This is a genomic window from Vibrio sp. SCSIO 43155, assembly GCF_023716605.1.
In the GTDB taxonomy this organism is placed as follows: Bacteria; Pseudomonadota; Gammaproteobacteria; order Enterobacterales; family Vibrionaceae; genus Vibrio; species Vibrio harveyi.
Genome location: NZ_CP071853.1, coordinates 573,116 through 586,733, shown reverse-complemented (window position 1 = coordinate 586,733; position 13,618 = coordinate 573,116). Strand labels below are relative to the sequence as shown.

Genomic DNA, 13,618 nt, shown 5'->3' with positions numbered 1-13,618 from the left:
TAAGTTCAATCACTACCGTCTATAAATTCCACAAGACTATTGATGTTTATTGAAATCACTGACAAATTTGTTTAAGTTTCAGGAAGAATTCCTACAAAGCGCATCACTGCCATGAATGTACAAGACACTAAGCAATCAATTTTCATCGTTGAAGACGATCCTAAACTGCAAGCCATGTTAAGCGAATACTTTATTGAACAAGGCTTCGACGTCCGTTGTATCGATAATGGAACAGATGCTCCAGATGCGATTCTAGAAGCTCAGCCCGACCTCGTACTGCTTGATTTAATGTTGCCTGGTCAAGATGGATTGAGCGTCTGCCGCCAAATTCGCGAGTGCTTTAAAGGCAAAGTCTTGATGTTAACTGCTAGCGACGATGATTTTGACCACGTCGCTGCCCTTGAAATCGGTGCCGATGACTTCGTAAACAAGCCAATCAAACCACGAGTTTTGCTTGCGCGGATCCGCATGCTGTTGCGTCGTAAGGAGGTAACGACATCTGATTCCGATACTTGTCTAGAAGTGGGGTTACTATGTCTTAACCGCCTACGTAAGGCTTGTGCTCTAAATCAGGAGCTCATTGCCCTGACCGATGGTGAATTTGACTTACTTTGGGTCCTCGCAAACCACCCTGAACAAACTCTTTCTCGCGAGTGGCTAACAAAAACCTTACGTGGTATCGAATATGACGGCACTGACCGTACTATCGACAACCGCATCGTTACCTTACGCAAAAAACTGGGCGACAGCACCACTCCACCACAAAAGATCATCACTGTGCGTGGTAAAGGCTACTTGTTTATGCCTGATGCTTGGAATGCGTAATGAAACGTATTTATCTGGAAAGCTTCTTAGGTCTGATTATTCTTTTTGTCGCTAGCTTAGCTGGTTATGAAATCATTGTTTATCAACTAAACACAGACTACGACTACCTACTAGAAGAACATGAAGCGCAAGCTTTCCACGAACTTATTTATCCGATTTATCGCGAGAAAGGTGAGGACTACACCATTCAACAATTGGAGAAGTTCGCCTCATCTAGCCATATGTTGTTGATCGCGCAAAAGATGACGAACCTCCCTCCAGAGATTCAGTCAGCCTTCGATGAAGATCCTTCCGTCAATACCAAATTTGATGAAGATCGCGACCTTTGGTTTCGCTTTGAGCCGGGCTCCCCAGTATTTAGATTGAGCCAAAACCCCAATAGCCCAATCATTCAAGCCATTAATTTTGACGATAACATTGTTTGGCTGTTCTTCCTCGCTGGATTTGCACTGTATTGTGTTCTGCTGATTTGGTTTTTAAGCCGCCGCGTAAGGGCATTAGAGAAGGTCACGATGGATTTTGCATCCGGTGATTTTAATGCTCGCGCCGATACTTCCAGCGCGAAGTCGGTGGGAACATTAAACAAAAGCTTTAACCATATGGCAGAGAAGGTCTCTCGTCTTATTACGAGTAACAAAATGCTAACCAATGCTGTCGCTCATGAGTTAAGAACACCAATCTTTCGACTTCAGTGGCAAGCCGATCTTCTGGCGGATGCTTCATTAAATGAGCATCAACAAAAATACGTCGATAGCATCGTAGAAGATATTGACGACATGGAAAAAATGGTCGAAGAACTGCTCTATTACGCCAAAATGGAACGCCCAAATTCTGAGATACAAACGTCAACCGTTGTATTGTCTCACTTTCTTCAATCGCTCCTCCCTAAATGGCAACGAGATACCTCTCTATCCATTGTGATCGATGATGCCGAGTCACAGGGTGTTGTTGTCAACGCTGATCCAAAGTTACTCAAACGTGCGCTGGATAACCTACTGCGCAATGCGATGCGTTATGCTGAGAGCGAGATTGTTTTGGAGCTGGTTGAAACTCCTGACCAATGCTGCATTCAAATTCATGACGATGGCTGTGGTATTGAGGAAAAAGATTGGCCTCACTTGTTTGATGCTTTTTACAGTGCAGATAAATCTCGAAACAAAAGCACCAGTGGCTTCGGTTTAGGGCTTGCAATCGTAAAACAAATCGTCGATTTGCAAGACGGTTCTGTATCTGTCTCTCACAGCCCTCTTGGCGGTGCCTGCTTCACCGTTTGCTTTCAAAAATAAAATCATAAACTTATCAATAACCTCATCAGAGCTGTTACAAAACACGACACTTCAATACATTCGATAGACAGAGCACAACAATAAAACAGTGTACATTTAATCCATTATTTCACAGCAATAATGGATCACCAAATGTATAAACCTCTTGTTCTTCTCACCCTTTCTTCCACGCTTGCTGCTTGTGCCTATAACCAAAAGCCTGTCGTTGATATGACCAATGTCGATCAAGCTCAATACGAACAAGACTTCGCTTATTGCCAAGGCTATGCCGAAAAAGTCGACAAAGGCGAAGCAGCAAAAGCTGAAGCGAAAAATGGGGCTGTAACGGGTGCTCTCGTTGGTGCCGTAGCTGGCGCACTCGAAGATGGGATCGGTGGTGCTGCTGTAGGTGCAGTAGCTGGAACAGCTGTCGGTGCTGGCGCAGGTGCGCTTGGCGGTGCAAATGACTCAACCAAAACCCAATCGCTCGTACTACGTAAATGCCTAGCAAATAAAGGCTATACGGTTTACGACCTTGATTCATAAAGTATAAATGAGCATCAATTGCATAAAATAATGGTCAGGCGACTTCTTTTTCACAAATGTTTCACGCTCGACCTAGTACTCTCAACTTTCGCAATTTGATGCCTTTTCTTTTATCAGGGGGATGCTTATCCCTCAAGCACCCCTTCTTTTTTGGCTCAGCAGTATAGGCCCCATTTTGAAACCAGGAAAAACAGGCATTCGCCGGATATTGGACGCAACCGGCTATTCACTTCAAGGATTGAAAGCAGCATGGATTAACGAAGCAGCATTTAGACAAGAGTTAGTACTGACGTTAGTGCTCTCTATCGCTGCATTCTTGTTTCCCGTCACCATGCTTGAACGGACAATGATGATCAGCAGCTTACTGCTGGTTGTAATAGTTGAATTGATTAATTCCGCCATCGAAGCGGTTGTCGATCGTGTCAGTGATGACTGGCATGAACTCAGTGGAAGAGCCAAGGACATTGGTTCCGCAGCAGTATTCGTTGCGCTTGCTCTCGCCCTATTTGTTTGGGCGTCGATTTTAATTTAGTTACATCGAAGTGCGTCAATTATGAAGACAATTGAACTACCAACGAAAGGTCTCTCTTACGTTACCTTTACGCTTTTACTCGCCTTGTATTTCGCCCTTGTGGTGAACATCCCCATTTACAAGGAATTGGTTCACATCCTTACTAGTCTCGATCAAGTTAAGATCGGTTTCATTATTACCATTCCCATCTTCTTTTTTGCCGCGCTGAACTTCTTATTCAACTTGTTCAGTTGGCCTTGGATCAGTAAGCCATTCTTTATGTTATTGCTGATCACCTCTGGTATCGTGAGCTACGCGAGCTACAACTACGGTACACTCTTCGATACCGACATGATCACCAATATTGTCGAAACTGATACCAGTGAAGCAAGTTCCTACTTCAGCGCTTACTCGTTGATCTGGACAGTTTTGATGGGGGTACTTCCTGCATTACTTGTCTTTAAAGTGAAGTTTCAATCGCTAAAAGGAAACTGGCTAAGATTCACATTAACTAAAATCGTCTCAATGCTTGCTTCTTTAGTGATCATTGCGGTGATTGCTGGTTTGTATTACCAAGACTACGCATCCGTTGGTCGTAATAATAGCTACCTAAAGAAAATCATTATCCCTACTCAGTACGTGTATGCGATCTCTAGTTATGTCAAAGAAACCTACCTGACAACGCCACAACCATACCGTGAGATTGGTACTGATGCTAAGCAATCTCAGCTAGCTTTAGAACAAGCCAAAGAGAAGCCTACTCTGGTTGTCTTCGTATTAGGAGAAACTGCGCGTACTCAAAACTACCAAATCAACGGTTACGATCGCGAAACCAACCCATACACCAGCAAGCTAGACGTCATTTCATTCCAAGACGTTTCCTCTTGCGGTACAGCAACAGCGGTTTCCGTTCCTTGTATGTTTTCGCAACTGCCTCGTAGCGACTTCGATCGTAGTACAGCAGATAACCAAGACAATGCTTTGGATATAATGCAACGTGCTGGCATTGATTTGATGTGGAAAGACAATGACGGCGGAGATAAAGGCGTCGCGCATAAGATCAATAAGATGGATGTGGACCGCAGCCAGAAAAATGAACAGTGCAACGGCAGCACTTGCTATGACATCGCATTGCTAAATAACCTAGATGATCAAATCGCAAGCATGAAAGGTAACCGCCTTGTTGCGCTGCATCTCATTGGTAGTCATGGTCCAACGTATTTCCAACGCTATCCAAAAGACAAAGCCTTCTTCCAACCAGACTGCCCTCGTGCAGACATCGAAAACTGTAGCGTTGAACAAATCGTCAATACTTATGACAATACTATTCGCTACACGGACTTCGTTTTGGATCAAACTATAGCGAAATTGAAAGCGCTAGAAGACAAATACAATACGGCCATGATTTATATTTCTGATCACGGTGAGTCTTTAGGTGAAAATGGCTTGTTCTTACACGGCATGCCTTACGGATTGGCGCCAGATTTCCAAAAGCGTGTTCCTATGATACTTTGGATGTCTCCGGGCTTTAAGCAAGCTAAACACATCAATACTGATTGTTTGGAACAAGAGGCGCAACTAACCGCGACGCACTCTCACGATAATGTATTCCACTCTTTACTCGGCATCATGGACGTAGAAACCGATGCTTACGATGGAGGTCTTGACATCTTTAAGAGCTGCCGTCAAAGCTAATACATCATATACATAACTAAAAGGAGAGGGGTATTTACCCTCTCCTACTTCGAACCATACGCATTCAAATCAACATCTATGGCTAGGTGGAAAGTTTCATGCAATACAAGGTTCTATCATGAAAAAACAAACACTCATCGCAATCTCAATCACAACTGCCGTTCTTTCAGGTTGTGGTACGAACAATCAACCATCGCTCACCCCGGACCCGATACAAGCAGTTCATGTTCAAACCGTCAACCTTGTAGACTTCGGCAAAAATCAATATTCGGATGTGCAATTAAAAGCTTATAGTAATGGAAAAGAGCAAGTCATGTACTCTGACACCATTCTATATGGCGCGACCTCACCAAGCCTTTTGATTGCTCAACAAAAAAAACACGCTATTCCTTATACATTCAAACTTTTTGATACAAACTCACAAAATGAGTTAGTACAAAAGAAACTCACTTTAAACTCAGGTGATCATAAGCTCGTTTTTGCTTTTGGCGACGTAGATAAAGACTATTATGAGCTGTCCGTGCAAGACAAACCTAGCATTTCTATTGCCCCTTCAGGCGAAGTTCCTATCTACATTTTAGATTCAAGCGATGCAGCAAAGGGATACCAAACAAGCGTCACCGTCGAAGGGCAAACGATCGATAACCTTCCGAGTAAGATGCTTTCTAGAGCCTTGAATGTACCTGCAAACCAACAAGAGATGAGAGCAACATTTAATCACAATGGTATCAGTAATACTTGTAAATTTAGTACCCAAAACTCTCCAAGAATGGTCATTCTTGGTCCTTATAGTCGATGCTATAGCTTAGACTTCCTAACATCATTTGAAGATTAAAATGAACCTGCGTATTACGGTACGCAGGATCAGTTCATGATACAAAATATCGATAGCCTGCTCATAAACTATGACCCCAAATTCAAGTTATACTCTGTCCCTGCAAATAGAACGTCTAAAGAAGAACCAAATGAAAATTGGCATCATTGGCTTGGGCGACATTGCTCAAAAAGCCTACCTTCCTGTTATCACCCAGATTCCAAATGTTGAACTGGTATTTTGTACTCGTAACGCAAATACACTTAACACACTGGCTCAACAATATCGCATCACAGAAACCTGTCAGGACTACCAACAGTTGCTTGGCATGGGTGTGGATGCAGTAATGATTCATGCAGCGACGAGCATTCACCCTCAAATCGCATCTTTCTTTTTAGAACAAGGCATCCCGACATTTGTTGACAAACCTTTGGCAGACAGCGCTGCTGAGGTGGAAAAGCTATACGAACTAGCAGAACGCGTGAATCAGCCTTTGTATGTCGGTTTCAATCGCCGTCACATTCCGCTCTACAATCAGCATATGCCGGGCGTACAGCAAGGCGAACTTTCAGGCTTGAAATCAATACGTTGGGAGAAGAATCGTCATCAATTACCGGGGGATATTCGTACCTTCATTTTCGATGATTTTATCCACCCTCTCGATAGCGTGAACATTACGACCAAAGCAGATCTACAAGACGCTTACATTACGCACCAAATGGAAGGCGACCAACTGGCTCGTTTAGATATCCAATGGCAGCATGGTGAGACACTGCTTCATGCATCAATGAACCGCCATTTTGGTATCACAACGGAGCGAGTCCAAGCTTGCTATTCAAATAAAGCGATTGAATTTGATTCATTTGTTGAAGGGAAAATGTGGCAAGACAATCAAGAGCAAAAGCTCAGCTTGAAAGATTGGACGCCAATGCTGACCAGTAAAGGTTTCCACTCTATGTTGCTTGATTGGTTTAACGTCATTCAGTCAGGTAAAGTCGCCACTGAAATTGTCCAGCGCAACATTGCTAGTCATCAACTTGCAGAAGCGCTCTGCCTTCATATCGAACACGTAGCACGTCGTTAATTAAGCACTAAAACGAGCGCGGAATGCTTTGGGTGCCAGTCCCATGGTTTTAATGAATACTTTTCGAAACGCGCTCGCATCTTGATACCCCACGTGATAAGCAATAGCCTCAAAAGCGAGGTTGCTTGATTCCAGCAAGTCACATGCTTTTTGTACCCGGAGGTGTTGTAGATACTGATTCAAGTTCAAACCTGTCGCTTTTTGAAAACGTCTCTGAAGCGTGCGCTCAGTTAAACAACTGATCTCCGATAGAGCTTGGTTTGAAATCACATGTGAGAAATGATCGGCCATGTAGTGCTGAGCACTAAGAACGGCACTATCACCGTGTTGAAAATTAGGCATGAATTGCTGATAAAAACGTTGCTCTCTGGCACCAGTATCAACCACCAGCATCTTTCCCAATAACCGCATCACCGAAGGTGTGCTTAGCTGAGATACCAGCTCCAACCCTAAATCGAGCCAAGACATCATGCCACCAGCTGTGATGACACTGCCCTCGTTGATAAGGATGGATTCAGGCTTAAGCATCACGTTAGGAAACCTATCTCGGAATAACCCTGCCAGCCCCCAGTGTGTCGTGCACGCTTTGTTGTTCAACAAACCAGCTTGAGCGAGAACAAAAGCCCCGGCACATGCAGACGTAACAACCGCTCCTGCTTTGTGTTGCTCAAACAGCCAAGATGTTAACGCCTCACTTGGCGAAAGATAATATTGCTCCGCGCCGCTTGGCGGCAATATGACGACCGTGAAATCACCGGCTCGAATAACGTCTTCTTGCCAATCAATGATGTCTGCATCAAAGCGGCATTCAGCACCCAACTCAATCGCAGCGCGGCTTGCCATCTCAAACAGCTCCTGCAAACCATAGACTGACGCTTTTGAAGCCCCCGGATAGTTCACAATAGCAATGTTTATCTTGTTCATTCCAATTGTCGTTTTTAACCTATTTTTTGTCATTTTAGACACTGAGCAAGATAAAAGAAAGCACGCATAATAGCTCCCATACCAAAGCAATACATTCACTGAAAACAAAAGGAAAACACCATGAGCCAAGCAGCACTTCTTGTTATCGATCTACAAAACGACTACTTCCCAAACGGTAAATTTCCTCTATGGAATACAGAAGCAACACTAAACAACATCAAGGGCGCAATTGCTAAAGCGAATGAGAAAAATATTCCTATCATTCATATTCAGCACATTGCGGATCCGGCAATGGGTATTGCACCTTTCTTTAATGAGGGGACCGAAGGTGCTGATATTCACCCTGAGATCTTAGCGCTAGCGCCGAGTGCAGATGTAGTTATCAAGCACTTTGCAGACAGCTTTGAGCAAACAAACCTTGAAGAAGTGCTGCAAAAACATGGGGTAACAGAACTATTGGTATGCGGTATGATGACGCAAAACTGTGTCACTCATACTGCGATTTCTAAAGCGGCAGAAAAGTATGATGTCTCAATTCTTATGGACTGCTGCACAACAGTTGACGAAATGATCCACAACATTGCCTTACACGCAGTCTCTACCCGCGTCCCCCTAATAACTGCAGAACAAAAACTATAAACGAAATATTATAGAGGTATGCATAGAACGCATACCTCTATTCACTTTTTGTAATTTGTCTCGCTAGACAATTATCTCTACACTTCGCGCTCATTTTTCTACTTGAGCGCACAATGCATGCTTTTTTCTCAATCCATTTTCGCTCAGGTGCTGAGAATGTCCGTCATGTTGGGGCTATCTTTAGTTATCGTCCATCACTCTCCTAGGTTGCTGGAAATATTAGCAGAGCAAGCCATCAACAGCGGCTGTCACCAAACCACAGGCGACGGCGAGCGTCATGATCATTCTCATCACCACCATCATCATTAATAAGAGCAAATTATGAGTATTTTCCGATTTCCAATTCTTGTTTGGCTTGGAATAGGGATTTTGATTATTTGTCTAGGGATCAGACAATCTTTCGGCATTTTCATGATGCCAATTTCAGACTACTTTCACACTGGTCGCGAGTTCTTTAGCTTTGCTATTGCATTGCAAAACTTGTTGTTTGGTGTGTTCCAACCGTTTGTTGGTATGCTTCAGATCGTTGGGGCGCGAAGCGTATTATCATTTTAGGTGCCATTTCTTACGCTTTGGGTCTCTACCTGACTTCCATCGCAGTTGAACCAACCATGATGTACCTGTCACTTGGCGTTTTGGTCGGTTTTGGTCTGAGCGCGACCAGTTACGTGATCGTGCTAGGTGCCGTTGCAAAGGTCGTCCCTGCACAACATGCTGCGAAAGCATTTGGTTTGACAACAGCCGCAGGTTCATTCGGTATGTTCGCCATGATCCCAGGTGCCCAAGCGCTGTTGAGTGATTTTGGCTGGCAAGGCGCGCTTCAAGCATTCGCTGTACTGTGTAGCTTTATGATCATGTTTGCACTGTTCATGAGAACGGCGAAACCACAAGCGAGCAATGCAACTAATGCTCAAGAAGACACACAAACTCTAAAAGAAGCATTGAAAGAAGCCTTTTCACATAAAGGCTATTGGCTAATCCATGCTGGCTTCTTTGTTTGTGGTTTCCACGTAATGTTCATCGCGACTCACCTGCCGAGTTACTTAGCCGATAAAGATTTACCCGCATCAACGGCGGCAATGGCGCTAGCGTACGTCGGTATTTTCAACATCTTTGGCTCGTACTTCTGGGGTGTAATGGCAGACCGCTTTAACAAGCGTCATGTTATGTCTGCACTTTATTTGATGCGCACAGTCGTAATCGGTGCTTTTGTGACGCTACCTGTCACCGAACACACCGCTGCTATCTTTGGTGGTGCAATTGGCTTTTGCTGGTTAGGCACAGTGCCACTGACTTCCGGCTTAGTTCGTCAAATCTTTGGAGCTCGTTACCTTTCCACCTTGTATGGCTTGGTGTTCTTTACGCACCAAGTAGGTAGCTTCTTAGGAGCTTGGGTTGGCGGTCGTATTTACGATTACTACGGTTCGTACGACCCAATCTGGTGGTCAACCGTTGTATTAGCATTTATTGCAGCACTGATTCACCTGCCAATCAATGACAAGCCAGTCCCTCGCTTGAACTTAGCTACTGCCTAACCTGAAAGGCTCTCGACATTTCTCGTTGAGAGCCTTTTCTTTACTCCATCTCATGCGGTCTAGTACCTGTATTAAATCTGTATTCTCATCAATGATTGCTTATTTAAGATAAAGTGTGTCCATTCATCCTCTGTTAAGATTCGTGTGACATACTTAACACAACGCTATAAATCAAAAAGGGTTTTAAATGAGAACACTCGGCAACATCATCTGGTTTGTATTCGGTGGCGTATTCATGGGTTTGCTATGGTGGTTCTTTGGACTTCTAGCATTCATCAGCATCATCGGCATTCCATGGGGACGCGCTTGTTTTGTAATGGGGAACTTCTCGTTCTTCCCATTCGGTAAAGAAGCAGTCTCACGAGATGAATTAACCAATGAAATGGACATAGGCACGAGCCCACTTGGTGTCATTGGTAACGTAATTTGGTTTGTGTTTGCAGGTATCTGGTTGGCAATCGGTCACGTACTTTCTGCCGTAGCGTGCTTTGTCACCATCATCGGCATCCCGTTTGCCCTTCAACACCTGAAACTTGCGGTTATCTCTCTAGCTCCGATCGGTAAAACAGTCGTGACAACAGAAGAAGCAGCAATGGCTCGCTACAATATCAATCGTTAATATACTAAACCCTCTAAGCTTCCGGCTTAGAGGGTGATTCCCGTCAAGAGCAACCCCATAATCGCCACTGCGTATTCAATCATCGTTGATTGTATGTTCATATCGACTCCTTAAAAGTTGAAGTTAACGCCTAGCTCCACACTATTTTCTTCACTTACCTTCGTGGAACCTGGAGAGACTCTATGTTCACCAAATGTGTATTTCACGTAAGGTTCAACCCACTTTGGTTTTAATGTAATTCGCACTTCATGGTTTGTACGATGACCGCCCTCCGTGAGCTTTTTATCGTAGTTATAAGCATAGCCGAGGCTGACAAATTCAATTGGTGTATAACTTGCCCCGATGGTGTTTTTCCATTCTCTTGTTGTATTTTCGAATGCCGGAAATGACTTACCAATAGCGCTTTTTCTCCATTCGTGAGAGCTATTGGCATAAACCATCCAATCTTCACCCAACGCTGTTCCAGTAAATACGCCGGCGTCATACACATCAAACAAATCAGCACGTCCGTAACTCACAAAAGCCTCGGTATAAAACTGTCCCAGCATGACACCATATCCAGTCCCAAGTTCTAGGTAACCAGTCGAGTCGATTTCCGCTGAAATATTCCACTCTTCCGTTGCTTGTAAGTAGCCGCTGGCAGTGACAATCCATTCATCATCTGTATTGGATACGTCCAATCCAAACTCTGGCATTTTATAGTCAGCAGAAAAACACGGGACAGCAAAGAGCGCGCAAAGCAGTGTCAAAGATTTATTCATTGGGGAGACCTGTGAAGAAGAGTTAAAACAAAAAAGGAGCCACTTTATTCAAGCGGCTCCTTGCTACTTACCCTTATGCGATTAGCTTACGAACGCTCAACGCGGTCGCGAATCGCTCTTTTTATTTGCTGACGTTGCTCTTGTGACAGAGATTGAACCTTTTGTTTCAGCTCTGCACGCTGTTCTTTGGTTAACTCATTTGCAGGAAGATTTACTGGACCTTCGATCGGGTGACCAATTTCCGGCTCGATTGGGTTAACTGGCGACGGCAGTTCAATTGGATGCATTGGCACACCTTCAATTGGATGGCTAATATCCGGGCGGTTCGTAACGCCTGCGAATAAACGACCATCTTCATTACGGAATACGACTTCTGTACCATCTTCTAATCGTACGATGTAGTTATCACCCTCTTTTGAAGTGTGTCCGACAACCTCACCGTCTTCATTTCGAATCTCACTACCATTAACAGTGTAAGAGGCACCCGAATCACCAACGGCAATGTTTATCGTGTCTGTTTCGTCTTTACTGATGAACACATGGTTGCCATTATCACCAACGATAACCGCTGCGCCTTCAAGCTCGATGATGTCACCATATGTAGGAACAACGCCGCCTCCGTAACCAGGATCTACATCTTCTTCAATAGGATGCTCGATCTTAGGTTTTACCTCTTCGACTACTAGACGACCATCGTCAACAGATAAGTGAATAAAGCCTTTGTCATTCACAAACACCAATTCATTATTGCGAACTTCAATGTTACCAACTACGTTACCAGAAGCGTCTTTCACCACATCGCCGTCAGTGAAGTACAGCTCACCGCCAACGTTGAATACGGTGTTACCTTCTACGCCACGAATAGCTACTGTGTTGTATTCGCCGTTGTCACCTTGAATTGCCATGCCATCAAAGTGCTCACCTTCGAAGGTTTGTACCGATGCAACTCCTGCAGGCTCACTTGGGGAGTCCGAAGAACCAGATGATGAACAACCGGCTAGAAAAGACGCTGCGATAACTGCACTTAGTAATTTAACTCTCATGATTTGCTCTCTTAATTTGTCGAAATTCAGGGCTGCCTCTTGCAGATTCAGTGGACTCCCTGCCCGATGAAGAGAAGTATATTGAGCGGTGTTTTATTGCTCTAATCGCTTATAAGAAACCCGCCATTAACGGCGGGTTATTAATAAACCAAGGTAGAGAGCTTGATAACCGATGGTTATTATTGTTCTTGAGGGCGTTCGAGGTGACTAATGATCACTTCGGTCACGATATTACGTAACCAGTGCACGGTTTCGTTGCGACGATTCTTATGATGGAAGTAAGCGTTCAAACACGGTTCTATCACCATGCCATCCAACTCAATATCCAACCTACGTAGCTTATAAAGTTTATCGACATTGACGGTTTTTGATGCAGGAAACACCATATCTGAGTTTGCGACTACGTCGATGATGGCTGATGGAAGCTCTGATCTAAAAGCAATTTTTGGCTCTACCCCTTTAATTTTCATGATCTTTTCTGAAAAAGAAATGTTCGAGTTCCAGTCAGCAGCGATGACAGTTGCAAATTCTAGATCATTGCAATCAGATATCTGCAGTCGGTGACCTTGCAGAGGATGATCTTTTCGCACATAAGCACAGAATTCATCTTTAACGATCATTTTGGTCAGAAGCTCTTTGGGTGCATGGTTTATTTCGTAATTAACTCCTAACACAACTTCGTCCTTGATGATCTCTTCCATGGTTGAGCGAGACCAATTCAGCAAATGAATTTGGACATAAGGGGCAGCTTGCCTGATGGCTTGAAAGATCTCACTCGCGTAAGAACTAAGAATAAATGGTGCCAGAGCGATCTTTACCGTGCCGTTCATTTCCAGTGGGTTAAATGCCTTGGAACCATTTATCGTTATGGAAATATCGTCCAACAAAGGCGCTAAGCTCTCTGCAAGATCATTGGCATATTCGGTTGCTCGCAAACCATGATGAGTTTTCACAAAAAGCTCATCTTCAAAATGATCACGCAATCTTTGTAGCGCTTTGCTCACGGCGGGTTGGGAAACAAACAAACGTTCAGCAGCGCGCCGCATATTGCGCTCTTGATGAAGAATGATGAATGTCCTGAGCAGGTTTAAGTCAAGAGTTGAGAATAGATCTTTAGCCATGTTCCACTTCGTTAATAACTTGAGGTTATTATTCAGCATAAGAACAGATTGGCGCAGTTTCCAACCGAAGTGCATGAATTCTTTGCGCTCGATAACTCTCTATGACACAAAAATAACAAAACAGACAGTAAGATTATTTTGAAAAAAGGAATAAATGACGACGCAAATTTGTAAATGAACTCATTGTCTGACGCCATACATACATTACATTCCTGCTGTCAATGTATGAAGATCGT

General features: G+C 43.9%; 14 protein-coding genes and 1 pseudogene. 11 read left to right on the top strand and 4 right to left on the bottom strand.

The genetic code is table 11. From position 1 onward, the window contains the following. Window positions 1–111: 111 nt before the first annotated feature. From J4N44_RS19775 to J4N44_RS19745, 7 genes are all read left to right on the top strand, one after another. On the top strand, window positions 112–825 hold the full coding sequence (locus tag J4N44_RS19775; RefSeq protein ID WP_199450521.1) for a response regulator: 714 nt from the start codon (window positions 112–114) through the stop codon (window positions 823–825). Then, window positions 825–2,111: an ATP-binding protein gene (locus tag J4N44_RS19770; RefSeq protein WP_029790069.1), complete on the top strand. Its 1,287-nt coding sequence runs from the start codon at window positions 825–827 to the stop codon at window positions 2,109–2,111. Before J4N44_RS19775 ends, J4N44_RS19770 begins: the two co-directional genes overlap by 1 nt. A gap of 132 nt (window positions 2,112–2,243) precedes the next feature. After that, window positions 2,244–2,636, top strand: a complete 393-nt coding sequence (locus J4N44_RS19765) for a glycine zipper family protein (protein ID WP_005453491.1) — start codon at window positions 2,244–2,246, stop codon at window positions 2,634–2,636. Window positions 2,637–2,811: 175 nt separating this feature from the next. Beyond that, a complete protein-coding gene (locus tag J4N44_RS19760) occupies window positions 2,812–3,168 on the top strand; it encodes a diacylglycerol kinase (RefSeq protein WP_252045643.1) in 357 nt (118 codons plus the stop codon). Window positions 3,169–3,189: 21 nt separating this feature from the next. Further along, complete coding sequence (locus J4N44_RS19755) at window positions 3,190–4,842, top strand: phosphoethanolamine transferase (protein ID WP_252045642.1); 1,653 nt, start codon at window positions 3,190–3,192, stop codon at window positions 4,840–4,842. 118 nt (window positions 4,843–4,960) lie between these two features. Further along, window positions 4,961–5,677, top strand: coding sequence for a hypothetical protein (locus J4N44_RS19750; protein ID WP_252045641.1), 717 nt, complete (start codon window positions 4,961–4,963; stop codon window positions 5,675–5,677). A gap of 130 nt (window positions 5,678–5,807) precedes the next feature. Beyond that, window positions 5,808–6,740, top strand: a complete 933-nt coding sequence (locus J4N44_RS19745; protein WP_252045640.1) for a Gfo/Idh/MocA family protein — start codon at window positions 5,808–5,810, stop codon at window positions 6,738–6,740. Here the strand turns inward: J4N44_RS19745 and J4N44_RS19740 are convergent, their stop codons facing one another. Then, window positions 6,741–7,664 (bottom strand): GlxA family transcriptional regulator, encoded by a 924-nt coding sequence (locus J4N44_RS19740; RefSeq protein ID WP_029790072.1) that lies wholly within the window; start codon window positions 7,662–7,664, stop codon window positions 6,741–6,743. It lies immediately after the preceding gene. A gap of 120 nt (window positions 7,665–7,784) precedes the next feature. Here J4N44_RS19740 and J4N44_RS19735 point away from each other — a divergent pair, with 120 nt between their 5' ends. The 4 genes and pseudogenes from J4N44_RS19735 (at window position 7,785) to J4N44_RS19720 (ending at window position 10,457) form a co-directional block, all read left to right on the top strand. Then, entirely contained in the window at window positions 7,785–8,303 is a 519-nt protein-coding gene (locus J4N44_RS19735; RefSeq protein ID WP_252045639.1) for a cysteine hydrolase family protein, read from the top strand. A 156-nt stretch (window positions 8,304–8,459) separates the two neighbouring features. After that, window positions 8,460–8,612: a hypothetical protein gene (locus J4N44_RS19730; RefSeq protein WP_196334319.1), complete on the top strand. Its 153-nt coding sequence runs from the start codon at window positions 8,460–8,462 to the stop codon at window positions 8,610–8,612. A 12-nt stretch (window positions 8,613–8,624) separates the two neighbouring features. Further along, window positions 8,625–9,838 (top strand): annotated as a pseudogene (locus J4N44_RS19725) (MFS transporter). Window positions 9,839–10,025: 187 nt separating this feature from the next. Continuing rightward, a complete protein-coding gene (locus J4N44_RS19720) occupies window positions 10,026–10,457 on the top strand; it encodes a YccF domain-containing protein (RefSeq protein ID WP_005433505.1) in 432 nt (143 codons plus the stop codon). 110 nt (window positions 10,458–10,567) lie between these two features. Here the strand turns inward: J4N44_RS19720 and J4N44_RS19715 are convergent, their stop codons facing one another. The 3 genes from J4N44_RS19715 to J4N44_RS19705 form a co-directional block, all read right to left on the bottom strand. Then, window positions 10,568–11,218, bottom strand: coding sequence for a hypothetical protein (locus J4N44_RS19715; protein WP_005453457.1), 651 nt, complete (start codon window positions 11,216–11,218; stop codon window positions 10,568–10,570). 86 nt (window positions 11,219–11,304) lie between these two features. Further along, window positions 11,305–12,261, bottom strand: coding sequence for a hypothetical protein (locus J4N44_RS19710; RefSeq protein WP_252045638.1), 957 nt, complete (start codon window positions 12,259–12,261; stop codon window positions 11,305–11,307). A gap of 179 nt (window positions 12,262–12,440) precedes the next feature. Next, window positions 12,441–13,382, bottom strand: a complete 942-nt coding sequence (locus tag J4N44_RS19705) for a LysR family transcriptional regulator (protein ID WP_252045637.1) — start codon at window positions 13,380–13,382, stop codon at window positions 12,441–12,443. Between the last annotated feature and the right edge of the window lie 236 nt (window positions 13,383–13,618).

What these genes read in the sequence shown, in the direction of transcription:
- J4N44_RS19740 (WP_029790072.1), bottom strand. Translation starts at nt 7,664, where the DNA reads ATGAACAAGATAAACATTGCTATTGTGAACTATCCGGGGGCTTCAAAA.
- J4N44_RS19745 (WP_252045640.1), top strand. Translation starts at nt 5,808, where the DNA reads ATGAAAATTGGCATCATTGGCTTGGGCGACATTGCTCAAAAAGCCTAC.
- J4N44_RS19710 (WP_252045638.1), bottom strand. Translation starts at nt 12,261, where the DNA reads ATGAGAGTTAAATTACTAAGTGCAGTTATCGCAGCGTCTTTTCTAGCC.
- J4N44_RS19755 (WP_252045642.1), top strand. Translation starts at nt 3,190, where the DNA reads ATGAAGACAATTGAACTACCAACGAAAGGTCTCTCTTACGTTACCTTT.
- J4N44_RS19730 (WP_196334319.1), top strand. Translation starts at nt 8,460, where the DNA reads ATGTCCGTCATGTTGGGGCTATCTTTAGTTATCGTCCATCACTCTCCT.
- J4N44_RS19765 (WP_005453491.1), top strand. Translation starts at nt 2,244, where the DNA reads ATGTATAAACCTCTTGTTCTTCTCACCCTTTCTTCCACGCTTGCTGCT.
- J4N44_RS19775 (WP_199450521.1), top strand. Translation starts at nt 112, where the DNA reads ATGAATGTACAAGACACTAAGCAATCAATTTTCATCGTTGAAGACGAT.
- J4N44_RS19715 (WP_005453457.1), bottom strand. Translation starts at nt 11,218, where the DNA reads ATGAATAAATCTTTGACACTGCTTTGCGCGCTCTTTGCTGTCCCGTGT.
- J4N44_RS19735 (WP_252045639.1), top strand. Translation starts at nt 7,785, where the DNA reads ATGAGCCAAGCAGCACTTCTTGTTATCGATCTACAAAACGACTACTTC.
- J4N44_RS19750 (WP_252045641.1), top strand. Translation starts at nt 4,961, where the DNA reads ATGAAAAAACAAACACTCATCGCAATCTCAATCACAACTGCCGTTCTT.
- J4N44_RS19720 (WP_005433505.1), top strand. Translation starts at nt 10,026, where the DNA reads ATGAGAACACTCGGCAACATCATCTGGTTTGTATTCGGTGGCGTATTC.
- J4N44_RS19705 (WP_252045637.1), bottom strand. Translation starts at nt 13,382, where the DNA reads ATGGCTAAAGATCTATTCTCAACTCTTGACTTAAACCTGCTCAGGACA.
- J4N44_RS19770 (WP_029790069.1), top strand. Translation starts at nt 825, where the DNA reads ATGAAACGTATTTATCTGGAAAGCTTCTTAGGTCTGATTATTCTTTTT.